Consider the following 26,335-nt stretch of genomic DNA (forward strand, 5'->3'; position numbering starts at 1 on the left):
ACATATTAATTTATTAGGAGGTAATCTACAGTGATGAAAATGAAGCTTCCAAATTATAAGAACAAAATTTACTCCGCCCATTTTTAGAGCTATCTATGTATTACGGCCCAAATTGATAAATAAGCTTTCCCAAGCCATCGACTATCCACTTACGTTTATTCATTTAAGATTTCTTCCACCTCAAATTCATTTCGTATAAGTTTAAATAAGGTAGTGGAAAATTTCCATTACCTTATTTATGTTTTTAAACATTTTTTTAGCCAATCCATAATAATCTAAATATGAGAGGTGATTCATATTTCATATTCAGAGGAAAATGCCAATAAAAAAGTAAAAGCACCCCTTACAAAAAGAGGCAATAAAACAAGACAGAAGCTGCTCGTTGCTGCTGAGAAGGTTTTTGGAGAAACAGGTTATTTTCAAGCTTCAATTGTTGATATAACGAAAGAAGCATCGGTTGCCCAAGGAACTTTTTACATTTACTTCCCATCCAAGTATGCCATTTTTGAAGAATTGATTACGCAAATGAGTAAGGATTTTCGCAGTAAAATAAAGGGCGAAATTGGCGGGGTCAAAGATTACCAGCAGGTGCTTCGGATAGGATTTCGAACATTTTTCTCTTGGGTAAAAGAACATCGCAACCTTTATAGTATTGTGCAACAAGTTCTTCTCGTAGATGAAAATTTATACCGCAGCTATTATCAAAGACTTGCTGAAGGTTATATCAGAGAATTAAAGGAAGCCGCAAAAAATGATGATAGTTTGATGGATCTTGACCCCGAAACGATTGCCTATAGTTTGATGGGGATTAGTCAATTTATCGGAATGCGCTGGGTATATTGGGACAATACGGATGTACCTGAACCTGTTTTCGAGGATGTGATGGGAATCATCTTCCATGGAATAACTGGAAATAAAAAGGAGTGACAAAGTTGAAGGGTATCCATTATTGGATTGAGAAAAGAGCGCAAATCGCCCCTAATAAACTTGCCCTAATTGGTGAAAATGATCGGGTTACGTACAAGCAAATGTCAGAAAATATTAATGTAATTGCGCAGTGCTTACAGGAAAGATTATTGCTAAAAAAAGGCGATCGACTGGGTCTTCTACTCCCCAATGGGATTGAATATGTGATGATTTTATTTGCAGCTGCGAAGATTGGAAGTATTATAGTACCACTAAATACACGTTTAACAGCAACTGAATTAGCTTTTCAAATGAATGACAGTCAAACGACAGCATTCATAATCGGGAAAGAGTTTGAAGACTTGGGGAAAAATATTCTCGATAGAACAAAAATCACTTCCGTTATGTTGCTTGATGCGGGGGTAAAGTCTTTACAGGAACTAGTCCAAACAACTCAACGTGAGGAAGCTTCCTTGCCGGAAGTAGATGGCAGCTTACCTTTCATCATCTGTTATACATCTGGGACAACTGGCCGACCAAAGGGGGCAGTTTTAACACAAGAAAATATGTTTTGGAATGCTTTAAACAATCAATTATCTTTAGATATTACATCCAACGACGTTACCCTTACACTACTCCCATTATTTCATATTGGCGGGATTGGGCTTTTTTCATTGCCGGTATTATTTATGGGTGGAACCGTCGTTATTCCTTCCAAATTTGACACTTCGCGAGTCTTAAAACTGATTGAGCAATATCGGATAACGCTTATAATGGGTGTTCCTACTATTTATGATTCTATCCGAAAAGATCCTAATTTTAATCATACCGATTTAACATCTGTCAGATGGTTTTATAGTGGTGGCGCTCCATGTCCGCTGGAACTCATTTCATTTTTTACTGATAAAGGCCTGCCGTTTGGGCAAGGCTTCGGGATGACGGAAACGTCTCCAACCGTGTTTTTGCAAACAAAGGATAATTACTTAGAATCTAAAGGTTCAATCGGTAAAGCAGCGATGTTTACAGAGATAAGAGTTGTAGATCATTTAGATAGGGACGTTGCCCCAGATGAGGTTGGTGAACTTTGGGTAAAAGGGCCAAATGTTTTTAAAAAATATTGGAATTTGCCAAAGGAAACGGCAGCTTCATTTAAAGATGGGTGGTTTTTGACCGGAGATTTAGTAAAAAAAGACCAAGATGGCTTTGTCTACATCGCTGGTAGAAAAAAAGAAATGATTATTTCGGGCGGGGAAAATATTTATCCTCTTGAAATAGAGCAGGCCATCGCAAAACTGAAGCAAGTACAGGAAACAGCTGTTATTGGAGTTCCCGATGACAGATGGGGAGAGATTCCAATCGCTATTATTGCTTTACATGAAGGATCAACCCTAACGAAAAAAGAAATTCAAGAGTATTGTAGACAGTATTTGGCCAAATACAAGGTTCCAAAGGACGTTTATTTTGTAAACGCTTTACCTAAAAACGCAACAGGAAAAATCGATAAAGCGTTAATTAAAAAACAATATACAAGGAGCTGGCATCATGATTGAAAACATTGGCATCACAGCAACCGGTATTTTCTTTCCGGAAAACATTGAAACAGCAAAGGATTTAGAGCTGAAAACCGGTATTCCAGAAGACATTGTTATTAATAAATTCGGGCTTTATCAAAAACATGTTTCCAACGCAAATCTGCATGCTTCAGACATGGCGATTGAAGCGGCGCGGCCGATTTTAACCAAGATTGATCCCTTAGAGATTGATGTGATTATTTATTTTGGCAGTCCCTATAAGGATTATAACGTGTGGCCATGTGCTGCTAAAATTCAATACGAATTAGGAGCCCAAAATGCCTATGCGTTTGAATTGATGAATGTAAGTTCGTGTTTTCCAATAGCTTTAAAGGTTGCAAAGGATATGTTAGTTTCTGATGAATCCATTCAGAACATTCTACTAGTGGGAGGATGTAAAGAATCTTACCTTATAGATTACGAGAATCCTAGATCAAGATTTATGTTTAATTTCGCAGATGGAGGTGCGGCCGCCTTAATTCAAAGGAATGGAAAAAACCACCTATTAGGATCAAGTATTATTACGGATGGCTCCTTTCACGATGATGTGAAAATTCCGGCGGGAGGATCTGTACTTCATTCTTCAGGAAATTCTATTAAAAATAGACTTCATTATTTAGATGTGACTGATCCGCAGGATATGAAAGAAAGGTTAGACTTGGTGAGTGTTCCAAACTTTGTAAAGGTAGTAAACAAAGCCGTTCAAAAAAGCGGCTATAAGTTGGAAGATATTGATTTATTGCTGCCTCTTCACACTAAAAAATCGATGCATCAGGAATTGCTGAAGCAGTTAGGGCTACCCGAAGAGCAATCCATCTATTTGGATCATTATGGGCATATGTCTGCACTTGATCCTTGTATTGGCCTCCATATTGCACAACTGAAAAAGCAGCTTAATGCTGGGGATTTAGTCGTCGCTGTTAGCGCAGGAACTGGATATACATGGGCCGCAACCGCCATTCAATGGGGATAACTCTGATCTGATGAGCCACAGGGTCGGGAACTCCGTCCCAGTTGTTTTTTAGCAAAAATTAAGGAGGAATGTGAAATGAAACGTAAGGGGAGAGCGTTTGGTTGGCTAGGAATGTTGATGATCGTGATGATGCTTTTCGTTACAGCGTGTGGTTCCAATTCAACAGGAGGTAAAAATTCGGGCACGAACAGCGATCAAAGTGAGCCGAGCAGCAGCAATGATAAAAACGGAAGGTCTGATGAAAAAGGAACGATCAAAATAGGAGTTCTTGCTTCTTTAACAGGAGCGTTAGAGGCGTATGGAAAACAAACATTGAAAGGCTTTGAACTAGGATTGGATTACGCTACAAATGGAACAATGGAGGTCGCTGGGAAAAAGATTGAATTTGTTGTAGAAGATACTGAGACTAAGCCAGATGTCGCTGTTCAAAAAGCTACAAAGCTATTAGATGAAGGGGCAGATTTTATCGTTGGTTCCAGCTCTTCTGGTGATACTTTAGCCGTACTCCCGTTAGCAGAAGAATACGAAAAAATAATGATAGTTGAACCGGCCGTTGCGGATTCAATTACAGGAGCAAACTGGAATAAATATATTTTCCGCACAGCTCGCAATTCTTCACAGGATGCGGTTGCAGGAGCGGCAGCGATTGCAAAAGAAGGTGTGACGATTGCAACATTGGCTCCGGACTCTGCATTTGGCCGGGATGGAGTAGCAGCGTTTAAAACTGCGGCAGCAGATTTAGGTGCTAAGGTCGCAGTTGAAGAATATGCTGCACCTGATTCAGTCGATTTTACTTCTAATATTCAACGAATTATTGATACAAAACCAGATTATTTATACGTTATTTGGGCTGGTGCTAATCCGCCATGGAAACAATTATCAGATATGAAGGTTCAAGAAAAAGGAATCAAGCTTTCAACAGGCGCTCCAGATATAGCGGCCTTAAAAACTATGCAGGATGCAGTAGGAATGGAAGGTTTTACAGTTTACCATTATACATTACCTAAAAATGAAGTGAATGATTGGTTAGTGGAAGAACATCAAAAACGTTTTAATGGTGAAACACCTGATTTATTTACTCCAGGTGGTATGACGGCTGCGATCGCAATTGTGGAAGCGCTTAAAGCAACGAACGGCGACGCTAATGCTGATACTTTAATAAATACAATGGAAGGAATGTCATTTGAAACACCAAAAGGAACGATGACGTTCAGACCAGATGATCATCAAGCATTACAAACATTATATGCCATCAAACTTGAGAAAAAAGATGGCTTTGATTATCCGGTACCGGTATTCATTAGAGAGCTCTCACCAGAAGAAACCGCACCACCAATTCAAAATTAATAAGAATTGACCTTGCATAAAGGGAGGGCCGTGGTGTCCTCCCACTTAAAATAAAGGATGGTGAAAAATATGGATTCGATCCTTGAAACTAAAAATCTTACAATAGCCTTTGGCGGTCATGTCGCTGTCCATGATGTAACGATTAAAGTGGAAAAAAATAAACTAAAGTCCATCATCGGTCCGAATGGCGCAGGTAAAACAACGTTTTTCAATTTATTAAGTGGACAATTAAAACCGACAAATGGAAAGGTTATATTTAATGGAAAAGAGATAACCAATCTATCCCCAACCTACCGTACACGCCTTGGCATTGGTCGCTCCTTTCAAATTACTAACGTCTTCCCAAATTTAACATGTCATGAAAATGTACGTCTTGCAGTCCAGTCTGAAGTCGGTATTCGCTATAACATGTTTTCTCATTTTCGCAAATTTAAAGAGATTAATAAGAAAGCGGATGAGTTGCTTCAGCTTGTCCTATTAGACAATAAAGCGGATGAACTGGCAATGAATCTTGCCCATGGTGAAAAAAGAAAGCTAGAGATCGCTATGCTGTTAGCGTTAAATACAGAGCTTCTATTATTGGATGAGCCTACTGCTGGAATGTCACTGGAGGAGGTCCCAAAAATATTAGAGGTGATCCAAAATATTAAAGAACAAAGAAATCGAACAATTTTATTAATTGAACACAAGATTGATATGGTTCTAGATTTATCAGACAGTATTATGGTGCTTTTTAATGGAAGGCTGTTAGCGGACGGGGTGCCTGAATATATTATGAATAATGAACAGGTCCAGTCTGCTTATTTGGGAGGTTTGTACGATGTCGCTACTTAAAGTAGATGAAATTCATACACATATCCAGCAATATCATATTTTACAAGGTGTGTCCTTTGAAGTGGAAGCGGGCGAAGTGACCGTATTACTTGGGAGAAATGGAGCCGGAAAAACAACCACCCTCCGTTCGATTATGGGATTGAATCCTGTTTCCAGAGGTTCAATTTCCTTCAAAGGAGAACAAATCCAACAGTGGGATACACCAGGGATTTCTAATAAAGGAATCGGCTATGTACCCGAGGATCAGGGGATTTTTAATGGATTAACTGTTGAAGAAAACATGAAAGTTGCAATGAAGAGAAAGGATGAGGAAACAGAGGATCGTCTGAACTACATTTTAAATCTTTTTCCAGATTTAAAAACATTTTGGAAGAAAAAAGGTGGTTATTTAAGCGGCGGGCAAAAACAAATGCTTTCGATCGCACGTGCCTATGTGAATAAAAATGAGCTTCTATTAATCGATGAACCTAGTAAAGGGCTGGCCCCTATCATTGTGGAGAAGGTGATGGAATCGATTAACGAAATGAAAAAAAATACAACCATTGTGTTAGTGGAACAAAATTTTATCATGGCAAGTACAATTGGTGACCGTTTTTATCTAATCGATGATGGAAGAACCGTTCATCACGGGATGATGCAGGAATTAAAAGAAGATAAAGAACTCCGTGAGAAGTACCTCGGAATCGCCTAGGAGTAGAAAGGAGGTTGGCTGTATTGGATATTTTGGTCAATATCACGATTAACGGATTAGCAACAGGTATGCTTATTTTTCTATTAGCGGCAGGATTAACGTTAATTTTCGGATTGATGGATGTTTTGAATTTTGCCCATGGTGCATTGTTTTTATGGGGAGCCTATGTTGGGATTTGGACCTATGGAGAAACAAACAACTTCGTAATTGGTATGATAGCAGCAATTATAAGCGGGGCTCTTTTGGGCTATTTATTAGAGCGCTTTATTATAAAGCCAGTCTATGGAAACCACATTCAACAAATTTTGATTACATTGGGCGCTATGCTTGTCATGGGCGAGCTTGTAAAAGTAGTATGGGGTCCCAATATCATTGAAGCTAAGGTTCCTCCCTTTTTGAACGGCAGCTGGGAATTTGGTGATATTATTATCATCAAATATCGGATTTTTATTATCCTTGTCGGTTTTATTGTTTTTGGCGGGCTGTTATTTTTACTTAATAAAACAAAGCTTGGTTTGATCGTGCGAGCCGGTGTTATGAATAAGGAAATGGTCCAGGCATTAGGAATTGATATTAGGAAAATATTTTTATTTGTGTTCATATTGGGTGCGGCAATGGCCGGTTTGGCTGGTATTTTACTTGGTCCATATTCGGGTGTTATCCATGCTGAGATCGGATTGGAATACGGGATTTTAGCGTTTATTGTGGTCATCATTGGTGGGATGGGTAGTGTTCTCGGCTCAGCAATGGCAGCTGTTTTAGTTGGGATTTTAGGAGCGTATGCGGCTTATTTTGTACCTGACCTTGCTGTTGCAGTGAATATGTTAAGTATGCTGATTATTTTAATTTTTAAACCATCCGGATTGCTAGGGTCGGAAGAGGTGGTGAAGCAATGAACAAATTACTTACAGCTAAAGGTTCGAAATATAATTTGTTTTTAATACTGATCTCCTTATGTCTAATTATTATGCCATTTGTCTATAATTCCCGAACCGGCCTTGTGGTGATGACAAATGTGTTTATTTTCGCGATTTTTGCAATGAGCTATGACCTTTTATTAGGTTATACCGGAATTGTCTCGTTCGGTCATGCAATGTTTTTTGGAATCGGGAACTATAGTATCGCTATTTTTATGAGGAAAGTGGATGATTCTTATTTTAATGTATTGCTAGCGCTCCTCGTAGCGGTCGTGCTTTGTACTTTATTGAGTCTATTAATTGGTATTTTGACTCTTCGTTTAAAAAGTCACTTTTTTGCGATGCTGACACTTGCTGTCGCAGGTTTATTATTAGTACTCGCGGAAAAATGGCGTTCCCTAACAATGGGAGGCGAAGGCTTTACATTTCCGATTCCGGATTTATTTAAGGATCGAGTGTCCTTGTACCTAATTGCGCTCATCTGTATGATCCTAACCTACTTATTTTTAAAAAGATTTATAGATTCACCGCTGGGGAAGGTGTTAGTTGCTATTCGTGAAAATGAACGCCGGGTTGAATCACTAGGGTATCGGATTATTCACTATAAAATTATCGCAAATGTCATTGCAGGTATAATCGCTGGCTTTAGTGGTGTTTTATATGCGATTAGTCTTCGTTTCGTCAATACGGCTGTTTTTTCAATAGAGGTAACTTTGGATGCTTTAATGATGACGATCATCGGTGGAGTCGGAACGTTAATAGGAGCGATTGTTGGGTCTGGTTTAATAGAGTTTGCCCAACATAGTTTAAAAGATTTGGCAAAGGTTCATTGGATTTTCGAACGCTGGCTGATTATTTTTGGGATCATCTACATTCTTGTTGTTATGTTTTTCCCGAAAGGTATCGTTGGAACAACTAGACAGTGGTGGGCTGGTAGGAAAATGAAGAAAAAAATGAGGGGTTCTTCCTCCCACTCAAGCAATGATGTTTCAAAACAAGAGTCTGGTTTGGAGATGAAAAAATGACGAAAAATAAACGAGGATGATGTTGTTATGCTGGTAAGTGCCGATATCAGGTATGTTTAGGTGTAACAACGATCCGCAAAGGAGGGTAAACGATTGGAAATCTCTTTAAAAACGGTTATGCTGGCAAATGGTGAGACGCTAGGCTATCGAGAGCGGGATGGGGGAGATCGTGTTCTCTTATTAATCCATGGGAATATGACCTCATCCAAGCATTGGGATTTAGTTATGGAAGCATTACCGGAAAATTTCAAAGTATATGCGGTTGATTTACGAGGTTTTGGAATTTCAACCTATTATAAACCAATAGAAACGATTAAGGATTTTAGTGATGATGTTAAACAATTCGTAGATGCATTGGCGCTAGAGTACTTTTCTATCTGTGGCTGGTCCACTGGCGGGGCAGTGGCAATGCAATTTACAGTAGATTATCCGAAAGCTGTAAATAAAATAATCCTGTTGGCATCAGCTTCAACGAGAGGCTATCCGTTTTATTCTGTCAATGCCTTTGGACAACAAGTTCGTTTAACGAAAAAGGAAGAAGTCTTAAAAGATTTTACAAAAGCGATTCCTGTCCTACGTGCTTATCAAAATAGGGATAAATTGTTTTTACGTAATATGTGGGATTTTGTGATTTATAACAATAACAAACCTAATTCGGCTCGGTATGAGGAATATCTAGAAGATATGTTAACCCAGAGAAACTTAGTCGACGTCTATCAAGCTTTAAATCTATACAATATAAGCGGAGTGCCAAATGGTATAAACGAAGGTACCAATCAAGCAAAGAATATTAATGTACCAACTCTTGTTTTATGGGGTGAGAATGATCTCGTCGTTTCTGAGAAAATGACAAAAGAAATAGTCGAAGACCTAGGTGAAAATGCAACACTAAAGGTTTTGCGAAACTGTGGTCATTCCCCATTGGTAGATGGCCTCGATCAATTAGTAAATGAAATGGTTACCTTTTTAAATGAATAAATTGGGCCAGAGGGTCGGGAACTGTGTCCCGCCAAAACCGGGACACAGTTCCCGAACCCGCGACCCACTGGAAAGGAGAGATTGATATGTCATGGGAAATAGATTGGCTGAAAAATAGAGCAGGAATTACACCCAATCGGATTGCGGTAGTTGATGGTGATACGAAAGAATGTTGGACCTACGCCCAATTAAATGATAGAGCCAATCATCTTGCAGCGTATTTTTTAAGTATAGGAATTCAGAAAGGGGATCGAATTGTTTTAGTATCTCCAAATCATATCAGTTATTTTGATTTATATTTTGCCTGTGAAAAAATAGGGGCCATCTTTGTTCCACTGAATTGGAGATTATCGATTGCGGAAATACAATATATCATACGTGATTGTTTGCCAAGTTTAATTGCCTATCATTCGGATGTGAAGGAATTGATTGGAAATATTGTTGCCTTTCCAACATTAAAGGTCGATAGCCAAAGCTACGCCGAGCACTTACTTTTTGAAAAGGAATTTCAATGTACACATCCAATTCAAAAGGAAGATCCTTTAGCGATTATCTATACAGGGGGAACAACAGGTAATCCAAAAGGCGTCGTGCTCACACATCAATCGATCTTTTGCAATTCGACGAATACAATTTTAAGCTGGAACTTGAATGGAAATGATACAACATTAACTGTGTTGCCAATGTTCCATACTGGAGGGCTTTTTTCCTTAACGATTCCGCTCTTGCAGATTGGCGGAAAAGTTGTTTTTACAAGTAAATTCGATCCGGAAAAAACAGTTGATTTGCTCAATGGAGAGTTATGTACGATTGTCTTACTTGTACCAACAATGCACCATATGGTAATAGAAACAAGCGCTTTTCAACATTCGGAATTTCCATCGATGCACACATTTTTATCAGGGGGTGCCCCTTGTCCCCATGTAATCTATCAAGCCTATGAACAAAAGGGACTTACCTTTAAAGAAGGATATGGGCTAACAGAAGCTGGACCAAATAACTTTTATATGGACCCAAGTGATGTTTCGAATAAGAAGGGATCAGTCGGAAAACCAATGCTGTTTAATGAGGCATTGCTAATAAATGATGATGGAACAGAAGCAGACCCAGATGAAGTTGGGGAACTACTCATTAAGGGGTACCATGTTTTTGATCATTATTGGAACAATCCCGAACAAACAAAAGCAACAAAGGTAAAAGGATGGCTCCACACTGGTGACTTAGCGAAAAAAGATAAAGATGGATATTTTTATATTGTGGGACGCAAGAAAGATATGATCATCACTGGCGGTGAAAACGTGTATCCATTGGAAGTAGAGCATGTTTTAGCTGAACATAAATACGTCAGTGAAGTTGCTGTTGTAGGTGTAAGCCATGATAAGTGGGGAGAAATTGTTGTTGCTTACGTCGCCCCGAAGAGGGAGAATACTATATATGAAGATGAATTAAAAGCATTCTGCCAACAGAAGTTAGGCGGCTATAAAGTACCGAAAAAATTTATTTTTGTTGAGGAGCTTCCGAAAACACATGTCGGGAAAATAGATAAAAAACAACTAATGGGGATTGAAATTTTTGACTTAGATAATGGCTAGGACATTCTTTTTTACCCCCGTTAAATCGAAAATAGTCTTAGTAATTTTTCACGCCTAGACGGATATAATAGTTTGGTGTAACAATAACGGGAGGGTAGACTTTGGCTAAAACAAAAATAAGAATTTCTCCTCATAAAGGTGATCGGGTGCAATTATTCTTAGAAATTGAAGGTATCTCCAAGGAAAAGTTAATTGAAGTAGATAATTCCTATTTATTAGAGGTCAAAAATGCTTCGAAGAGTGGAAATGAGCTCCTGTTTACAATTTTCTTTAATAAAAGATTCTTCACTAAAAAATTGGTGAAAGAAGGAAACCCTAGGATTACCATGGTGCCAGCTAATAAGCTACTGACGATTCAAATTACGACTGACTTTCATGAATCAGAAATTGGGAAAAGTGGTTCACGTTTACTCATTGAAAAAGAGGTTGCTGGTGAAATGCCCCTTACAATTAAGTTCAATGTTACTGAAAAGTACTATCAAAAGAAAATCGCCGAGAAAAAAGAATATGAATAAGGGAAAGACCCCTGCAAATGAGGGGGTCTTTTATTAATAAGCCTATTTAGTCTACTTAATCGTTGCGTCTTTCCTCATAAGATTCATGTCCATCGTCTTGTTCTGATTGTGGCCTACCCCAAAAGAGCCCCCACGGATCTCTTCTAGGTCTTCTTGGCATATGATGAGGTTGGTGGTCATCATTTCGTTCATGAATAATTTCTACTTCTTTCGCGTGTATGATTAACTTATCGACGTGGATTACCTTAGCTTCCCTGCGTTCAGACATTCCATTCCCTCCTATAATATAATTTAATTCCTTTTATTTTTATTCGAAGAAGATGCATTGTGTATAGGCTATTTGATTAAATGCTCATTTTTCAATTCGCTCGTATTCCACTTATCCCCTGATTCATTCGTCCTTTCGAAAGCATGTATCAAAGCATAAGATGTCATATGGTACGAAAGAAATGGGGGTGAATGAATGTCAGTTGGACATTACCATGCATTATGTAATCGACATATGGGCAAGGCTGTTGAAATTAGAACCCATGATGGACGAATTCATAGAGGAATCATCCATCGTGTTACTGCTAACAGGGTCTATTTGCAGCCACTTGGTGGACCAAGAAACTTAGGTGGATTTGGATATGGATTTGGCTGGGGATGGGGAGGATTTGGTGTAGGAATCGCCTTAGGAGCCATTGCTGGTTTGGCTTTAATTCCATGGTTCTTCTGGTAATAAATGGGTTCATAAAAAAGGTGTATGCCCTTACAATAGTTTTCTAAAAGCATAAATTAAATTGATATTTTAAAAATAATTGAAGGAGGAAAAAATATGTTTGGTTATGGTGGATTTGGAATGGGCGGCTTCGGTGGAGGTTTTGTAGGTGCACCATGGTGCCGTAGACCAGTTGTAGCACCAGTTGCTGTAGCACCTTGTGGGAATGTATTTGTCTTAATCGTAGTTCTATTTATTCTATTAATCATCGTTGGCGCAGCTGCTTGCGGATATTAGACATTTACTAAATCAAGAGAAAAACCCTTGGTCCTGCTAGCAGCGTGACCAAGGGTTGCATATATACTATTTATGTTATTATTAGCACCATCCAACGTAAGCTGACCCTACGATAATTAATAAGATGAACAATATTACGAGTAACGCAAATCCGCCACCATAGCATGCTCCACCTGCAACAGCACCCATCCATACACACCTCCCTAAACATTTGTACAATAACATATGTGGAATTCCCAAAATTGAACTGGATAAATCCCCAGATTATTGATATTTGGGCTCAAAAATAGTCAAGGAAATGGTCTTGCTATGTGATACAAGTCATATTCCTTTTCTTTTATCTATATATTTAAATGAGTTCATTTTCAATAATAGGGAGGATGACGATGCAATTTTATTATGGACAGCAGATGCCCTTACGGATTTTGGATGAAGCCGAATTTTGGAAGGAACAAGAACGAGAGCACACTGTAGTAATTCGGGTTGCTCTTAGTAATTTAGAGCGGAAATATGTAGATGCATTAAAAGAATGGGAGCAAGCTCTCGGAAAAACTCATCAAATCGTTGTAAGTTATGTAGAAACTGTGGTTCGTAACACTATGGTTTATGAGCAACTTCAACAGCAGGTTATTCAGCTTATAGCTTTCTGCTTAGACGAAAGCATGAAATTTATTGAATTATGCCGTCAGATTAAAACCAATAGTGTAGCGGCAAAGGATAATATGATTGCACAAACTGTACTTGATCATATTATTAGGGAATCGGAATACTTTATTGGGATAGCCCGGACCATTTTATATGGAAACAATCCTAGTTGGGGATAACACACGTAAAAAAGCAGGTAGCAAAACGTCGTTTTCTTATATGAAAACGACATTTTTTTTGGTCCATGATACAATGAGGAAAATAAAGACGACTATATACATATATACGGAGGTGTACTCACTATGAATTTAATTGATTATGCAATTGAATTTGCTGCAACAGCACATCGCAACCAATTCCGAAAAGAAACGGACATCCCCTATATTAGCCACCCTGTTGGTGTTGGTATGATCTTGCAAAAAGCCGGATGTAGTGAAGAAGCGATCGTTGCAGGAATTCTCCATGATACACTAGAGGATACAGAAACTACGGAAGCTGATATTTTGAATAATTTCGGTGAAGAAGTGCTTAACATCGTTAAAGGTTGTTCGGAACCTGATAAAGGTGCGAGCTGGGAAGATAGGAAAAAACATACGATTGAGTACTTAAAAAGTGCGCCTCTTTTGATTCGAGAAGTGGCATGTGCCGACAAACTCCACAATCTTAGATCTATCAACCGTGACCTTACAAACCTAGGGGAAGCCACTTGGGAAAAATTCAAAAGAGGACGAGAGAAGCAAGAGTGGTATTACAGGAATATAATTGAGAGTCTTGGACATGAAAGTCATTTTCCGCTCCTAGATTTATTGAAAAAAGAAGTGGAGGACGTATTTGGTCCGTCTTCAGATAATTAGATAAAACAACAGCGTTTGGAAGCCAATCTATTCCAAACGTTTTTTAATGACCAATGCCGGGAATTAGTTAACATAATAATATTATGGTTATAGAATAGAAGAATATTTTATTTGTTTTTTGGAAAAATATAAAATTTCCGGGTTTGATAATCTAATTACCAAGACATAATAGGTAGTGGAAAATACATCCTAAAGTAATAAATTAGAAAGTGAGTGAACAAGATGAAAAAGTTTGCTATACCTTCCGTACTTTTTATAGTTGGTATGCTGCTCCTAGCGGTTGTATTTTTGCCTAATAGTTTTATTGGTGCAGCTAAAGACAATGGTGCAAAGGATAATAAGAATGTGGCAAGTTTTCCTACTCCATCCACTTATAATTATTCTTACACTTATTTTACATCCAACGGCAGACAGCATAAATTCATCACTACATATCTTGAATTGTACAACACCAAAGGTGACGTTATTGGAGTTGCCGGTTTAGTACAGATGGGTAAGCAGGTAATAGTCAAAGTCAATGTAGGTGGTCTTACTCCCGGCAAGCACGGTTTTCACATTCATGAAAACCCAATAACAAACGGTGATTTTACGACAGCTGGTGGGCATTTTAATCCGACTGGAAAACAACATGGACATGATAACCCTAAAGGAGCACATCTCGGTGATATTCAGAACCTTGTTGCTGATAAAGATGGAAAAGTCGATCAAGCCATAGTCCTTGACGGTCTATCACTTGATCATGGCGTAACTAACAGCATATTAGGAAAATCTTTAATCATTCATGCCGAAGAGGATGATGAAAAAACGGATCCGGCCGGCAATTCAGGAGTCAGGGTAGCTGGTGGAAATATTCCACAATAATGCAACAAATAGCAGGGCAATTCAAACCCGAATTCGCTCCTGCTATTTGTTTGTATTTCCGTGCTCGATTGACCAAAGCTCCGGGATTGTTACAAAAGTATATCCTTCCTCTTTCAGATAAGGTATGAGTTCATTTAAAGCTAGAACAGTACCTGTTAAGTCCTGTGTCCAATGCCCAGCACTATGCATTAGGATAATTGCTCCGGGGTGAATATTGTTCAGTATATTTTGTTTTATTTTAACAGATGATAAGCTTTTCCAATCCTCTGAATCCACGGACCACCCGGCCCCGCGATAACCCATTACATCCAATTGTTTAACAAGCTGTTCGTTTAGAGCCCCATATGGTGCACGGAATAAATTTGTTTTCACATTTGTAATGGATAAGATTTTTTTTTCATTTTTTTCAATTTCCCAAATCATATTATTTACCCCGGTTTTTGTCAGCTGTGGATGCCAATAAGTATGATTTCCAATCACGTGCCCTTCATTATAAATTCTTTTTGCAACATCTGGGTAGGTCTGAACTCTTGTACCCAATAAAAAAAAAGTTGCTTTCACATCATATTTGTTTAAAATATTTAATATTAGAGGCGTAAACCGTTGATCGGGGCCATCATCGAATGATAGGGCAATCACTTTTTGTGTTGTGTGAGCTTTGTAAATCATTACTTCCGGATATTTTGCTTGCAACGGATAGCTTGTGGCATGGGCTGAAATAGGAAAACAAGCTAATCCTACAAACACCAAAAAAAGAATCTCTATTATAAGAAAGCAACGAAAAAACCGCATTGAAATTCCCTTCTTTCATGGTATTCATTATAGTTTTGCGATAAACAGCACAAAATATCCAAATAAAAAATTGTAAAAAATATAATCTACGGGGACTCCCTTGTGTTAAAATAATTACATGAAAAAGGAATAATATGTAAATGTTCGAAGAGAGGAAAATAATATGGCAAGTGCAAAGCAAAAAACTATTAAATTAAAGATAGTTTCACGAGCATTATTGGTAATTATAGGGGGTATTATAACGGCATATGGACTAGAATCGGTATTAATCCCGAACCGTGTATCAGATGGTGGTGTGACAGGTCTAAGTATCGTTGGTTCCCAATTATTTGGATTACCCCTAGGGCTTCTAATTGCCCTATTAAACATCCCCTTCGTCTATTTAGGATATAAACAAATTGGTAAAAGTTTTGCTATTTATTCAGTTATTGGGATAGCCACACTAGCGGTCAGCACGAGCCTTATGCACCATATACCAACCATTATCCAAGGTGATACATTGTTAGTAACCGTTGTAGGTGGGATTATCATCGGTTTTGGAATGGGGTTGGCTTTACGTAACGGTGGTGCTTTGGACGGAATTGATATGTTGGCCGTATTACTTTCTAGAAAATCCCCTTTTGGAACAAGTGATCTAATCCTATTTTTGAATATGTTTGTGTTTATTGTTGTATCAACTGTGTTTGGCCTTCAAGGTGCCTTTTTATCAGCTATTGCTTACTTTATCGCATCTAAAGTGATTCCTATTGTTGAGGAAGGATTGAGTGGTTTGAAATCCTTTAAAATTATCACAACGGAACCGGAGTTAATGGTTGAAACAATTCGTGACCGATTAGGGCGCGGGGCAACGTATTCATTGGCACTTGGCGGTTATTCAAATGAACAATTCAAGGAAATTACTTGTATCATCAACCGCTTGGAAGAAAGCAAAATGAAAGAAATCATTCAGGAAATTGATCCAAGGGCCTTTGTTGCTATTTATGATGTAACTGAGGTTAAGGGTGGTAACTTCAAAAAGCATGATATTCATTAAAATTTGTCTCCCTATTCCTTTGCAGTAGGGGGATTTTCGTTAACCATAAAGAAAGAGGAAGTATCATGAAAAAATTAATAGAGGAACTGAAGCCGGAGATTTTGAATATATTCCAGCATTTACATGAAAATCCCGAAATAAGCTGGAAGGAATTTGAAACAACAAACTATATTTCAAGAATCCTTGAAAAGAATGGACTTGAGGTCAAGCGGTTTGATGACATACCCGGGGTCATTGGGACATGGTCAGGGAACAAAAGAGAAGGTAATATTACGGTAGGCATCAGAGCTGATATGGATGCTCTTTTTCAAGATGTGAACGGAACATTCCGAGCTAACCACTCCTGTGGACATGATGCGCATATGACGATTGTTTTAGGTGTTCTATTATTATTAAAAAAAATGGAAGCAGTGCTGCCAGGAATGGTAAAGTTTATTTTTCAACCGGCTGAAGAAGTCGGGGAAGGCGCATTAAAAATGGTAGAAAAACAGGTGTTGGAAGATATTGACTTCCTTTATGGTGTTCATCTGCGTCCTATACAGGAGTTAAGGTTTGGTCAAGCCTCGTCAGGTATCATTCATGGATCTACTACAACTATAAATGGCGAGATTCATGGTTTCGACGGACACGCTGCCAAACCGCATCTTACGGTCAATGCTATTGAAGTCATTACCGCTATTGTTGAACAAATGAAAGGAATTCGCCTCGATCCGCTTGTTCCATATTCCGTTAAAATGACACATGTTTCAGCAGGCAGCAGTACAAATGCAAATATTATTCCAGGTTCAGCTAAGTTCAGTCTTGATTTACGTGCACAATCGAATGAAGCAATGGAACAATTGATTGAAAAGGTAGATCACATCATAAAGAGTTTGGCTTCTTTATATCAATGTGAATTAACGATTGAACAAAAAGGTAGAGTATATGCGGCAGTAGTAAATCCATTCGCGGAAAAACTTTTGGAAAAAGCTATAGAAGATACCCTTGGAATAGGAGGGCTTGTTGGACCAATCATGACTCCGGGTGGAGAGGATTTTCATTTTTATACGAAGGAAAAACCAACAATCAAGGCAACGATGCTTGGCCTCGGCTGTGATTTAACCCCTGGCCTTCATCATCCTAACATGTCATTTAACCATGATGCACTTTATATAGCCATTGAAATTATCACAAGAGCTGTACTTGGGACTTTTGAAGGGACCTGCATTTAACCTTTTGTAAATGCAAGTCCCTTTTTTCATGCAGTACTTGGTAATTCAAAGAAACTTGTTTAGGATGTTGTCCAAATTAAGCCCCACATGAATTCCTAAAATCATGACAACCGCGAGAATAAAAGGATTCACCTTATTTCACATCACCTTCTATTGATATTTTAAATATTTCAGCGCTATTATGGTTATAAATATTAAGAAAATTATAAATAATTTACAAATTTATGTCAAATACAAAATTGTAATAAAGTTATAAAATCGTGTCAGACAAATTGTAAGTTTGTGATTTGGCATTTCCGTTAGTTAACATAATGTTATTACGGTCATATGTGAATTTTTCTATCGCCCTTTTTGCCAAGAATAATCCTATCGCTTTGTTTCTTTCCCAAATCAAAGGGAAGGAATCGAGAGGGAGGCTGCTATCTTCAATCAATGAACCAATTTCCACCGTAAATGCTGTTTTTTCAAATTCCTCAATAAACCAATCTGTATAACCTCCGCCTTGCTGAAAGGATTTAGGTACTTCTAACTTGTACCTAGTCATATCAGCAACTTTTTCAGCAATTTTGAAATAGTCAATTGCAAAATTTGTTGTATGTGTCAGACCCCACTCGTAAAATCCCCAAAATAGCATATTGCCGGACGAGTGATAACTAACGGCAATTTCAGGTTTGATTTCATATGTAAAATCAACTAAAGCCTTTACCTCAATTGCTTCCAATGGGCTGGTCCCCTTGTAAAATTGATAACTAGGCTTATTACTAACACCTTTTAAATTTTCCCAATTGGCAGGATATTGACGATTGAGATCAATCCCATTAAGATTTGCCTTCCATCTTATAAAATTCAGCGAGCCTTTATTCATCTTAACAAGACTTGGGTGGATGGAGCTTGGAAAAGCGAATAGGCCCATTTGCTGTAATGTAACACCATCCGGATTCACCATCGGCACGAACCAAATCGATACTTCTTCTAAAATGTTTGATTCGTACCCTCCCACTTTTTTATCTTTTTTATACGAATCAGCATATGTCTCAATCATTTTCATCAATAGAGTGCTTGTCATCCATTCACGGGCATGGTGGGCGCCATGTATTAATACTGTTGGCTTCCCATGACCAATCTTCACCGCCCAAATTTCTCTTCCATAGGGGGTTGTTGTTAATGATTTGTATGTTATTAAATTAGGATGCAGTTTTGAAAGTTCAAGTAAATCTTCTGTTAATGATTCGTAGGTATAAACTTCGTCAGTTTCTACAATTTCAGCATGTATGATTAATGGACAAAAATATAAACAAAAGAAAAACACAATCAAATTGCCTTTCATAAAAAACATCCTTTTCATCTATTTCATATTGATATTTTGGACAATTTGTGGACGTACATACTATTAATATTTACAATAAAATAGATATTGTTACGGATTTAAAGGAGTTGGAGAAACAATTATGAAGCTTATATCATGGAATGTAAACGGTCTTCGGGCCTGTGTCCAAAAGGGATTTCTTGATTATTTTCACGAAATGGGCGCGGATATTTTTTGTGTTCAAGAAACTAAATTGCAGGAAGGACAAATAGATTTAAACCTTGAAAACTACAATCAGTACTGGAATTACGCTGCTAAAAAAGGGTATTCAGGGACAGCCGTTTTCACAAAAATAAAACCGATCTCAGTTTCGTACGGATTGGGAGACCATATGGAAGACCATGAAGGCAGAGCGATCACATTAGAGTTTCCGTCGTTTTATCTTGTTAATGTATATACCCCCAATTCACAACGGGATTTGGCAAGACTAAGCTACCGGTTGGAATGGGAAGACAATATACGTAACTATTTATTAGAATTGGACAAAGTTAAGCCGGTGATTTTATGTGGGGATTTAAATGTTGCCCATCAAGAAATTGATCTGAAAAATTATAAAACTAATAGAGGGAACTCCGGTTTTACAGATGAAGAACGCGAAAAAATGACAAGATTGCTTGATTCCGGGTTTGTCGATAGTTTTAGATATCTATACCCAGATAAAGGAGATGTGTATTCCTGGTGGTCATACATGAATAAGGTAAGGGAAAGAAATATCGGGTGGAGAATTGATTATTTTATTCTGTCAAAAGGATTAAGTAGCTCGATTATCGATTCACAAATTCATACAGAAATCATGGGGAGTGATCATTGTCCTGTATGTCTTGAGCTAAATGGGTAAACTGAAGATAACATTGTAAGAGTGAATGAGGGAGGTATCGGAAATGAATTCATTATTAAGTTTTGATGATGCTTATATTGAACGCATTGATAAAGAAACGGAAGAGCTTCTAGCAAAAGAAACGACAGAATTTTTAAAACAAACGATTGGATACTTTAAAAAACACAAAAATGAGTTTCTGTTTGTTGAATCAAAATCGTTTGATAAAGTTAGGACTGACTCTGTTTCTTTTGAGGTTGATAATGCTTTTGGCACCTATGATGTGATGTTAGGTCTAAAATTTCCAAAGAAGTATGCATCCAAAATAAAGGAACAACTAAAAAAACAGTTAGAAACGGAAGAGGCGCCATTTGATCTAATGTTTAACGGTGATGATGGCTTGTGGGATTTGAATTTTACTTTTAATTATGTATCTGGCTTTAAAGAAGATATGACAATTGGGGAAGCTTATGGCTTAATTTTTTCTTTTTTACATAAATTAGTTGGGGCAGTAGAAGAAAACACCGAGTGAATAAAAATGTCATTTATATAAAATTATGGTAATCTTAAAATAATACGGGAGAGGAGTGGTAGGTTGTGAGAAATGCAATTCCGGAGATTACACTTCATGATGGATTAACAATACCTGTTATGGGTTTGGGTACATATTTACTTAAAGGTAATGAAGGGGCATATGCTATTAATAATGCTATTGATATTGGCTATCGTTTAATTGACTCCGCCTACAACTATGAGAACGAAGGTACAGTAGGGGAGGCTGTTAGGCGTTGCTCGGTTCCAAGAGAACAATTAAGAATAACATCTAAATTACCCGGACGCTATCAATCTTATGAGAAGGCTGTTATTACAATCGAAGAATCTTTATACCGCGCAAATTTAGATTATTATGATTTATATCTAATTCATTGGCCTAATCCAAAGCAAGACCTGTATGTAGAAGCATGGCAAGCACTAATTGATGCCAAAGAGAAGGGGTTAATCCGTTCGATTGGGGTTTGTAATTTCCTACCTGAACATATCGAGCGTTTAGAAAAAGAAACAGGCGTAAAGCCGAGTATTAATCAAATTGAATTACATCCGTTCTTTAACCAAGCGGAACAAAGAAAGTACCACGAAGAGAAAAACATTGCAACCCAATCGTGGAGTCCATTAACAAGAGGATTTAAAGAATTGCAAATTGATACGCTTCAAAAAATTGCCGTACAGCATAATAAGACGATTGTTCAAATTGTTTTACGCTGGCATTATCAACTTGGCGCTATTTCCATTCCAAAATCCGCTTCACTGGAACGCCAGTTAGAAAATATATCTATATTTGACTTCAGCTTAGACGAGACAGAAATGAAGATAATTTCAGAATTAAGCCGACCTGATGGCAGAATTAATAACCAAGATCCAGCTGTATATGAGGAATTTTAAAGAAATTTATCTATGGTATCTTATCACATCACATATTATAATAAGTGATGTGATTTTTTTGATTAAATCTGATAATCCTTATTTGACAACTTGGTTTTAATAGAGTAATATTTTCGAGTATACGAATATAATAAAATATTAAATTGTTTTATTTTCAAAAAGGAGAATTAAGATGAATAACGGACTTATCATTGTTAATGTAATTGTTTTTCTTTTGTTGATTGGTGTATTAATTATTATGCAAAAAAAGCATATTTCTTTTTCTAAACGTGTGTTTACAGGTTTGGGATTAGGTATTGTCTTTGGATATGTCCTTCACGTGATTTATGGGGCGGATTCCGACGTCATTTCTAAAACGATTGATTGGTTGAGTATTGTTGGGAGCGGCTATGTTAAATTACTACAAATGGTCGTAATGCCGCTAGTTTTCATCTCCATTGTTGGAGCCTTTACAAGATTAAAAATTACTAAGAATCTAGGGAAAATCAGTTTCCTTGTAATTGGACTTTTATTATTTACAACTGGAATTTCAGCAGCTATAGGGATTGGTTCAACAATCGGCTTTGGTCTTGATGGGATTCAGTTGACAGAAGGTGACGCTGAAGCAAGCCGTAATGCTGAACTTGTAGATAGAGTTGTTCAGGTTGAAGGTATGACAATCCCGCAGCAAATTCTACAAATGATTCCAAACAATCCATTTGCAGATTTGACAGGAGCTCGTCCTACTTCAACAATCGCTGTCGTTATTTTTGCTGCCTTCATTGGCGTTGCGTTCCTTGGTATAAAACGGAAACAACCGGAGGAAGCTGAATTATTTGCGAAAATTATAAATTCGTTGTATGCAATCATCATGAGAGTGGTTACATTAGTTCTCCGCTTAACTCCATATGGAATTTTAGCGTTGATTACAAAAGTAGCTGCGACAAGTAATTATGAAGCGATCGTTAACCTTGGAACATTTGTTATTGCCTCTTATGTAGCGTTAATTTTAATGTTTATCGTTCATTTAATCATGCTATCAATGGTAAAATTAAGCCCAGTTCTTTATCTGAAAAAAGCAATGCCAACTCTAACTTTTGCTTTTACCTCACGCTCAAGTGCAGGAACACTGCCGTTAAATATTAAAAGCCAAACAAAAGATTTTGGGGTTTCAGAAGGAATTGCTAATTTCGCAGGCCCATTTAGTTTAACAATCGGTCAAAATGGATGTGCAGGGATCTATCCTGCAATGCTTGCAGTTATGGTAGCGCCGACAGTAGGTATTGATCCATTGAATCCATCATTCATTCTTTCATTGATTTTAGTCGTTATGATTAGTTCCTTTGGTGTTGCCGGTGTCGGTGGTGGTGCAACATTTGCATCTTTGATTGTATTATCAGTAATGGGTCTTCCAATTGAAATTGTTGGATTGTTAATCTCTGTTGAACCATTAATTGATATGGGCCGTACAGCATTAAATGTAAGCGGCGGAATGACGACTGGTATTTTAACAAGCAGAATCACCGGTGAGTTCGAAGAAGAAGTATATCAACAAAAAGAAATTGTTGAAGCATAAGTAAATAACTTAAGACAAGAACTAGACCTACGCTTTATATGTGCGTGGGTCAATTTTTTTATTTTGTTAGTGGATTTCCTGGGTAAGCGCAGGAACTGACATATTGTCGGGGAAAATAAAAGAATTCGAGTTAGTGAGTTGTGAGTCTATCAAAAATTGTAAGTTTTTGTTGAGTGTATCATATGATAGCAATAGGATATAGAAGTGATATCAAAATGATAGCAGTAGCTACCTAACTAAAAAAACCTTTGTAATGATTAGATAATAAGAATATTTTGAAAATAAAAAAACTATAATAATAGTGCAATACATTTTGCTGATGAAAGGAGGTGTAATCATGGGATTACGTTTCCTTAAAATCTCCGTTGTATATTTTACGATTGCTGTCCTAATTGGACTTGTAATGGGAATTATTCATAACTTCACACTAACTTCTGTACACGCACATTTTAATCTTTTAGGTTGGGTTTCTATGGCTCTTTTCGGAATTATTTACTGTATTTTTCCAAGTGCAGCACAAACAAGATTAGCCAAAGCCCATTTTTGGCTGCATAATATCGGCTTACCACTTATGCAAGGCGCATTGTTTATTGTTCTAGTAACAGGAAACCCAGGTTTAACAATTGTGACCATAATTGGATCGTTGCTTATTGTTCTTGGCGTAATATTATTTGCTATCAATATTTTAAATCTAAAATCGAACCAAAATCGTATTTCTAATTAATGTATTTCAATATGATTTTTAAAAAAGTTCCCTAGATTCGAGGGAACTTTTTTGTTTTTTGAGGGAAACTAATGCTATACATAAAATGATAAAATAAAGCAAATAAGCGATCTGTAAAGGAGCTAGATACAAAATGAACGGTATTTTGGCTGATTATTATTCAAAAGCAGTCGAACGGGCAAAAACCATGGTCATGGATGATATCGATAAATATCTTGAGACGAAAGAAGACATTCCTTCCTATGAACAATATATTCGAGAAAGGGGCCAATTTATTGGTCAGATTTGGTTGAACGCATGGCTTAATGCAACCTCAAGTCATGCTTCTATTAACGAAAAAGTATCATACCTTACTTCCAAAGGATTTGATGTTGAGGGCGTAAAACAAAAATTAATTAATCAGATGTTTCGAAATGAAATTCGTGAAGAAGAGTCTTTTGATGTAATTTGTTGGCTCGATACGAAATTTTTAATTCAAAAGGAAGTGTGGGTACAGCGATATAAGAAAGTTAGGGAATCTCATTTATGTAAAAAGGCTATTCAAATAGAACGAGAATCAAAAAGAAAATTATTTTTGAAGCTTGAATACCATATTGAACAGCTGTTGGGTGAATATTATGAAGAGTTTTATCTATACATCCGATTTTTACTTGGCAGTCAGCTTGCGATAGAGATTGAAAAGCAAGGGGTAATCCAACCAATGGAGGATGTTACGTTTTCGTCTTATTTATACGATGAGCAAGAGTCAGCCTATCACAATTATCGATTTGTTGAAGAAATAACAGAAAAATATGAACGATTGATCTCGACCTATTTATTTGATTTCGGTCCTAATTGGCTTAAAAATCATCTACCTTCAAATTTATTTGATGAATATAAAGAATCATTTGGAAAACCACTTTCCATCGATATTTTAAAGGAAGTCTCTTTTGAACCTCTTGCTGATCTTAGCTATGAAATTTTCGAGGATTTGTTAAATGAATTGATGACTGATCTTATCAAACTGATTGATATTCCGTTTGATCTTGAGAAGCATCGCGAGATTTTTAACCAAGATATAATGGAACGAAAACGAAAAGAGATCGAAGAACAGGAAAAAAGACAACGGCAAAAAGAAGAGGAAGAACGGAGAAAAGAAGAAGAAAAAAGAATGATTGAAGATATTTTCGGTATGGAATACAGTCCACCCCCAAGCCGGAATATCCAGTATATACTCCATGTTGGCGAAACGAATACGGGTAAAACTTTTCAAGCAATTGAAAATATGAAGGCAGCTAAAAGTGGAATTTATTTAGCCCCGCTCCGCCTACTTGCATTTGAAATATATGACAAACTGAATGAAGAAGGTGTACCTTGTTCCTTAAAAACGGGGGAAGAAGAGAAAGTGGTAACAGATGCCACACACTTTTCCTGTACGGTCGAGATGTTTCATGAGAAAGATTATTATGATGTGGTTGTCATTGATGAGGCTCAAATGCTTGCAGATAAAGACCGAGGATTTTCTTGGTATAAAGCAATAACAAAAGCCAAAGCAAAGGAAGTTCATATCATCTGTAGTTTTAATGCTAAATCGATGATTTTAGATTTGCTTGGAGAATCCGATGTCGATGTTTTTGAATATAGAAGGGATATACCACTTGAAGTGGAACAACATTTGTTTCGTCTAAACGATACTCGAAAAGGAGACGCACTTGTCTGTTTTTCAAGGAGACAAGTTCTTGAAACGGCATCAGAACTACAAAGAGGTAAACGGAAAGTAAGTATGATTTACGGCAGTATGCCTCCCGAGACTAGAAAGAAACAAATGCAGCGATTTCTAAATGGTGAAACGACTGTTATTGTGGCAACAGATGCGATTGGTATGGGATTAAATCTACCGATAAGGCGAATTGTTTTCTTGGAAAACGAAAAATTCGACGGGACAAGAAGAAGGCGGTTAACATCCCAAGAAGTCAAGCAGATTGCAGGCCGTGCAGGTCGAAAAGGGATTTATGATGTTGGAAAAGTTGCCTTTTATAGTGATCCAAAGACAATGGGGCGGTTATTAGAACAAGAAGATCAAGCACTGCACGGCTTTGCGATTGCTCCAACAACGGGTGTTTTGGAAAAATTTCAAAAATATTCACGGCATCTAGGTTTATTTTTTTACCTATGGGATAAATTTAAAATCCCGGAAGGCACGAAAAAAGCGCCATTGTCTGAAGAAAAGCTGCTTTATGAAATGATCGAAGGTACGATCGTGGAAGCCAAGCTTTCTCTTACAGACTTGTATGGATTTTTACATTTGCCTTTTTCAACAAATGAGCCAACTCTTAGGGTGCAGTGGAAACAAAAGCTTGAGGCAATCGTCGCTGGTGAAGAAATTCCTGATCCTATTATAAAAGAGTCAGGGCTTGAAGAACTTGAATTATCGTACAAATCGATTGGACTGCACCTTTTGTTTTTATACAAATTAGGAAGGGCAACAGAAGCACAATATTGGGAAAGAATCAGAGAAGAAATAAGTGATAAAATCCATGATCAATTAAAATCTGGAATCCAAGTGGCGAGGAAGGTATGTAAAAGCTGCGGGAAAGACTTGCCGCTTAAATACAGATTTAATTTGTGTGATGATTGTTTTTATGAGAAACGGAGCAGGAAGTACCAGTTTAATGAATGGGAATTGAGACTGAAATAAAAAAGTGACTTTCA

The 26,335-nt window shown here is 37.4% G+C and carries 28 protein-coding genes; 24 read left to right on the plus strand and 4 right to left on the minus strand.

What is annotated here, in order from left to right; all coding sequences use genetic code 11:
* The first annotated feature begins 288 nt into the window (after positions 1–288).
* The 11 genes from P9E47_RS15730 to P9E47_RS15780 all read left to right on the plus strand — a co-directional run bounded on the left by P9E47_RS15730 (position 289) and on the right by P9E47_RS15780 (position 11,349).
* Positions 289–927, plus strand: a complete 639-nt coding sequence (locus P9E47_RS15730) for a TetR/AcrR family transcriptional regulator (RefSeq protein WP_326163969.1) — start codon at positions 289–291, stop codon at positions 925–927.
* A gap of 5 nt (positions 928–932) precedes the next feature.
* Positions 933–2,456 carry an o-succinylbenzoate--CoA ligase gene (gene menE, locus P9E47_RS15735; RefSeq protein ID WP_326163970.1) on the plus strand — a complete coding sequence of 508 codons (1,524 nt, stop codon included), beginning with the start codon at positions 933–935 and terminating at the stop codon, positions 2,454–2,456.
* A complete protein-coding gene (locus P9E47_RS15740) occupies positions 2,449–3,450 on the plus strand; it encodes a 3-oxoacyl-ACP synthase (protein WP_326163972.1) in 1,002 nt (333 codons plus the stop codon). Before menE ends, P9E47_RS15740 begins: the two co-directional genes overlap by 8 nt.
* Before the next feature lie 75 nt (positions 3,451–3,525).
* Positions 3,526–4,797: a substrate-binding domain-containing protein gene (locus P9E47_RS15745; RefSeq protein WP_003332003.1), complete on the plus strand. Its 1,272-nt coding sequence runs from the start codon at positions 3,526–3,528 to the stop codon at positions 4,795–4,797.
* A gap of 69 nt (positions 4,798–4,866) precedes the next feature.
* Positions 4,867–5,631, plus strand: coding sequence for an ABC transporter ATP-binding protein (locus P9E47_RS15750; RefSeq protein WP_326163974.1), 765 nt, complete (start codon positions 4,867–4,869; stop codon positions 5,629–5,631).
* Entirely contained in the window at positions 5,618–6,322 is a 705-nt protein-coding gene (locus tag P9E47_RS15755; protein WP_326163975.1) for an ABC transporter ATP-binding protein, read from the plus strand. The genes P9E47_RS15750 and P9E47_RS15755 overlap by 14 nt, the downstream gene beginning before the upstream one ends.
* Before the next feature lie 23 nt (positions 6,323–6,345).
* On the plus strand, positions 6,346–7,218 hold the full coding sequence (locus P9E47_RS15760; protein WP_326163977.1) for a branched-chain amino acid ABC transporter permease: 873 nt from the start codon (positions 6,346–6,348) through the stop codon (positions 7,216–7,218).
* Positions 7,215–8,264, plus strand: coding sequence for a branched-chain amino acid ABC transporter permease (locus P9E47_RS15765; RefSeq protein WP_326163979.1), 1,050 nt, complete (start codon positions 7,215–7,217; stop codon positions 8,262–8,264). The genes P9E47_RS15760 and P9E47_RS15765 overlap by 4 nt, the downstream gene beginning before the upstream one ends.
* Before the next feature lie 93 nt (positions 8,265–8,357).
* Entirely contained in the window at positions 8,358–9,242 is an 885-nt protein-coding gene (gene phaZ / locus P9E47_RS15770) for an intracellular short-chain-length polyhydroxyalkanoate depolymerase (RefSeq protein WP_326163981.1), read from the plus strand.
* Between the two features lie 86 nt (positions 9,243–9,328).
* Entirely contained in the window at positions 9,329–10,834 is a 1,506-nt protein-coding gene (locus P9E47_RS15775; protein WP_326163983.1) for a class I adenylate-forming enzyme family protein, read from the plus strand.
* A 101-nt stretch (positions 10,835–10,935) separates the two neighbouring features.
* A complete protein-coding gene (locus tag P9E47_RS15780) occupies positions 10,936–11,349 on the plus strand; it encodes a hypothetical protein (protein ID WP_326163985.1) in 414 nt (137 codons plus the stop codon).
* 55 nt (positions 11,350–11,404) lie between these two features.
* On the opposite strand, the gene P9E47_RS15785 is transcribed toward P9E47_RS15780, so the two are convergent.
* A complete protein-coding gene (locus P9E47_RS15785; RefSeq protein WP_003331995.1) occupies positions 11,405–11,617 on the minus strand; it encodes a hypothetical protein in 213 nt (70 codons plus the stop codon).
* Positions 11,618–11,812: 195 nt separating this feature from the next.
* Between P9E47_RS15785 and P9E47_RS15790 the strand changes: the two genes are divergently transcribed.
* Complete coding sequence (locus P9E47_RS15790; protein WP_003331994.1) at positions 11,813–12,070, plus strand: hypothetical protein; 258 nt, start codon at positions 11,813–11,815, stop codon at positions 12,068–12,070.
* A 96-nt stretch (positions 12,071–12,166) separates the two neighbouring features.
* Positions 12,167–12,346 carry a YjcZ family sporulation protein gene (locus P9E47_RS15795; protein ID WP_039957530.1) on the plus strand — a complete coding sequence of 60 codons (180 nt, stop codon included), beginning with the start codon at positions 12,167–12,169 and terminating at the stop codon, positions 12,344–12,346.
* Positions 12,347–12,427: 81 nt separating this feature from the next.
* Here the strand turns inward: P9E47_RS15795 and P9E47_RS15800 are convergent, their stop codons facing one another.
* Positions 12,428–12,535 carry a YjcZ family sporulation protein gene (locus tag P9E47_RS15800; protein ID WP_087946163.1) on the minus strand — a complete coding sequence of 36 codons (108 nt, stop codon included), beginning with the start codon at positions 12,533–12,535 and terminating at the stop codon, positions 12,428–12,430.
* A 197-nt stretch (positions 12,536–12,732) separates the two neighbouring features.
* Between P9E47_RS15800 and P9E47_RS15805 the strand changes: the two genes are divergently transcribed.
* The 3 genes from P9E47_RS15805 (at position 12,733) to P9E47_RS15815 (ending at position 14,706) form a co-directional block, all read left to right on the plus strand.
* Positions 12,733–13,170, plus strand: a complete 438-nt coding sequence (locus P9E47_RS15805; protein ID WP_003331993.1) for a DUF2935 domain-containing protein — start codon at positions 12,733–12,735, stop codon at positions 13,168–13,170.
* A gap of 123 nt (positions 13,171–13,293) precedes the next feature.
* Entirely contained in the window at positions 13,294–13,845 is a 552-nt protein-coding gene (locus P9E47_RS15810) for an HD domain-containing protein (RefSeq protein ID WP_003331992.1), read from the plus strand.
* Between the two features lie 222 nt (positions 13,846–14,067).
* Entirely contained in the window at positions 14,068–14,706 is a 639-nt protein-coding gene (locus P9E47_RS15815; protein WP_003331991.1) for a superoxide dismutase family protein, read from the plus strand.
* Between the two features lie 42 nt (positions 14,707–14,748).
* On the opposite strand, the gene P9E47_RS15820 is transcribed toward P9E47_RS15815, so the two are convergent.
* The gene (locus tag P9E47_RS15820) at positions 14,749–15,498 is read right to left on the minus strand and encodes a polysaccharide deacetylase family protein (protein WP_003331990.1); all 750 of its coding nucleotides are present in this window, start codon (positions 15,496–15,498) and stop codon (positions 14,749–14,751) included.
* Positions 15,499–15,661: 163 nt separating this feature from the next.
* Here P9E47_RS15820 and P9E47_RS15825 point away from each other — a divergent pair, with 163 nt between their 5' ends.
* Together P9E47_RS15825 and P9E47_RS15830 are read left to right on the plus strand one after the other, a co-directional pair.
* A complete protein-coding gene (locus P9E47_RS15825) occupies positions 15,662–16,531 on the plus strand; it encodes a YitT family protein (protein WP_003331989.1) in 870 nt (289 codons plus the stop codon).
* Positions 16,532–16,596: 65 nt separating this feature from the next.
* Complete coding sequence (locus P9E47_RS15830; RefSeq protein WP_003331988.1) at positions 16,597–17,742, plus strand: M20 peptidase aminoacylase family protein; 1,146 nt, start codon at positions 16,597–16,599, stop codon at positions 17,740–17,742.
* Positions 17,743–17,992: 250 nt separating this feature from the next.
* On the opposite strand, the gene P9E47_RS15835 is transcribed toward P9E47_RS15830, so the two are convergent.
* Positions 17,993–19,069, minus strand: a complete 1,077-nt coding sequence (locus P9E47_RS15835) for a M14 family zinc carboxypeptidase (RefSeq protein WP_326163987.1) — start codon at positions 19,067–19,069, stop codon at positions 17,993–17,995.
* Positions 19,070–19,190: 121 nt separating this feature from the next.
* Here P9E47_RS15835 and P9E47_RS15840 point away from each other — a divergent pair, with 121 nt between their 5' ends.
* The 6 genes from P9E47_RS15840 to P9E47_RS15865 all read left to right on the plus strand — a co-directional run bounded on the left by P9E47_RS15840 (position 19,191) and on the right by P9E47_RS15865 (position 26,321).
* Positions 19,191–19,946 (plus strand): exodeoxyribonuclease III, encoded by a 756-nt coding sequence (locus P9E47_RS15840; protein WP_326152107.1) that lies wholly within the window; start codon positions 19,191–19,193, stop codon positions 19,944–19,946.
* A gap of 43 nt (positions 19,947–19,989) precedes the next feature.
* Complete coding sequence (locus tag P9E47_RS15845; protein WP_326163989.1) at positions 19,990–20,457, plus strand: branched-chain amino acid aminotransferase; 468 nt, start codon at positions 19,990–19,992, stop codon at positions 20,455–20,457.
* Between the two features lie 65 nt (positions 20,458–20,522).
* Positions 20,523–21,365 (plus strand): aldo/keto reductase, encoded by an 843-nt coding sequence (locus P9E47_RS15850; protein ID WP_326163991.1) that lies wholly within the window; start codon positions 20,523–20,525, stop codon positions 21,363–21,365.
* Between the two features lie 172 nt (positions 21,366–21,537).
* The gene (locus tag P9E47_RS15855; protein ID WP_326163993.1) at positions 21,538–22,920 is read left to right on the plus strand and encodes an L-cystine transporter; all 1,383 of its coding nucleotides are present in this window, start codon (positions 21,538–21,540) and stop codon (positions 22,918–22,920) included.
* Between the two features lie 337 nt (positions 22,921–23,257).
* Positions 23,258–23,644 carry a cbb3-type cytochrome c oxidase subunit I gene (locus P9E47_RS15860; RefSeq protein WP_003331981.1) on the plus strand — a complete coding sequence of 129 codons (387 nt, stop codon included), beginning with the start codon at positions 23,258–23,260 and terminating at the stop codon, positions 23,642–23,644.
* Between the two features lie 133 nt (positions 23,645–23,777).
* Positions 23,778–26,321, plus strand: a complete 2,544-nt coding sequence (locus P9E47_RS15865) for a helicase-related protein (RefSeq protein ID WP_326163996.1) — start codon at positions 23,778–23,780, stop codon at positions 26,319–26,321.
* Positions 26,322–26,335: the final 14 nt, after the last annotated feature.

The sequence above is a fragment of the Schinkia azotoformans genome, assembly GCF_035811335.1.
Taxonomy (GTDB): Bacteria; Bacillota; Bacilli; order Bacillales; family Bacillaceae_J; genus Schinkia; species Schinkia azotoformans.

What these genes read in the sequence shown, in the direction of transcription:
- P9E47_RS15815 (WP_003331991.1), top strand. Translation starts at nt 14,068, where the DNA reads ATGAAAAAGTTTGCTATACCTTCCGTACTTTTTATAGTTGGTATGCTG.
- P9E47_RS15765 (WP_326163979.1), top strand. Translation starts at nt 7,215, where the DNA reads ATGAACAAATTACTTACAGCTAAAGGTTCGAAATATAATTTGTTTTTA.
- P9E47_RS15750 (WP_326163974.1), top strand. Translation starts at nt 4,867, where the DNA reads ATGGATTCGATCCTTGAAACTAAAAATCTTACAATAGCCTTTGGCGGT.
- P9E47_RS15835 (WP_326163987.1), bottom strand. Translation starts at nt 19,069, where the DNA reads ATGAAAGGCAATTTGATTGTGTTTTTCTTTTGTTTATATTTTTGTCCA.
- P9E47_RS15810 (WP_003331992.1), top strand. Translation starts at nt 13,294, where the DNA reads ATGAATTTAATTGATTATGCAATTGAATTTGCTGCAACAGCACATCGC.
- P9E47_RS15790 (WP_003331994.1), top strand. Translation starts at nt 11,813, where the DNA reads ATGTCAGTTGGACATTACCATGCATTATGTAATCGACATATGGGCAAG.
- P9E47_RS15805 (WP_003331993.1), top strand. Translation starts at nt 12,733, where the DNA reads ATGCAATTTTATTATGGACAGCAGATGCCCTTACGGATTTTGGATGAA.
- P9E47_RS15795 (WP_039957530.1), top strand. Translation starts at nt 12,167, where the DNA reads ATGTTTGGTTATGGTGGATTTGGAATGGGCGGCTTCGGTGGAGGTTTT.
- P9E47_RS15855 (WP_326163993.1), top strand. Translation starts at nt 21,538, where the DNA reads ATGAATAACGGACTTATCATTGTTAATGTAATTGTTTTTCTTTTGTTG.
- P9E47_RS15840 (WP_326152107.1), top strand. Translation starts at nt 19,191, where the DNA reads ATGAAGCTTATATCATGGAATGTAAACGGTCTTCGGGCCTGTGTCCAA.
- P9E47_RS15745 (WP_003332003.1), top strand. Translation starts at nt 3,526, where the DNA reads ATGAAACGTAAGGGGAGAGCGTTTGGTTGGCTAGGAATGTTGATGATC.
- P9E47_RS15820 (WP_003331990.1), bottom strand. Translation starts at nt 15,498, where the DNA reads ATGCGGTTTTTTCGTTGCTTTCTTATAATAGAGATTCTTTTTTTGGTG.
- P9E47_RS15800 (WP_087946163.1), bottom strand. Translation starts at nt 12,535, where the DNA reads ATGGGTGCTGTTGCAGGTGGAGCATGCTATGGTGGCGGATTTGCGTTA.
- P9E47_RS15755 (WP_326163975.1), top strand. Translation starts at nt 5,618, where the DNA reads ATGTCGCTACTTAAAGTAGATGAAATTCATACACATATCCAGCAATAT.
- P9E47_RS15830 (WP_003331988.1), top strand. Translation starts at nt 16,597, where the DNA reads ATGAAAAAATTAATAGAGGAACTGAAGCCGGAGATTTTGAATATATTC.
- P9E47_RS15825 (WP_003331989.1), top strand. Translation starts at nt 15,662, where the DNA reads ATGGCAAGTGCAAAGCAAAAAACTATTAAATTAAAGATAGTTTCACGA.
- P9E47_RS15740 (WP_326163972.1), top strand. Translation starts at nt 2,449, where the DNA reads ATGATTGAAAACATTGGCATCACAGCAACCGGTATTTTCTTTCCGGAA.
- P9E47_RS15865 (WP_326163996.1), top strand. Translation starts at nt 23,778, where the DNA reads ATGAACGGTATTTTGGCTGATTATTATTCAAAAGCAGTCGAACGGGCA.
- P9E47_RS15775 (WP_326163983.1), top strand. Translation starts at nt 9,329, where the DNA reads ATGTCATGGGAAATAGATTGGCTGAAAAATAGAGCAGGAATTACACCC.
- P9E47_RS15860 (WP_003331981.1), top strand. Translation starts at nt 23,258, where the DNA reads ATGGGATTACGTTTCCTTAAAATCTCCGTTGTATATTTTACGATTGCT.
- P9E47_RS15845 (WP_326163989.1), top strand. Translation starts at nt 19,990, where the DNA reads ATGAATTCATTATTAAGTTTTGATGATGCTTATATTGAACGCATTGAT.
- P9E47_RS15785 (WP_003331995.1), bottom strand. Translation starts at nt 11,617, where the DNA reads ATGTCTGAACGCAGGGAAGCTAAGGTAATCCACGTCGATAAGTTAATC.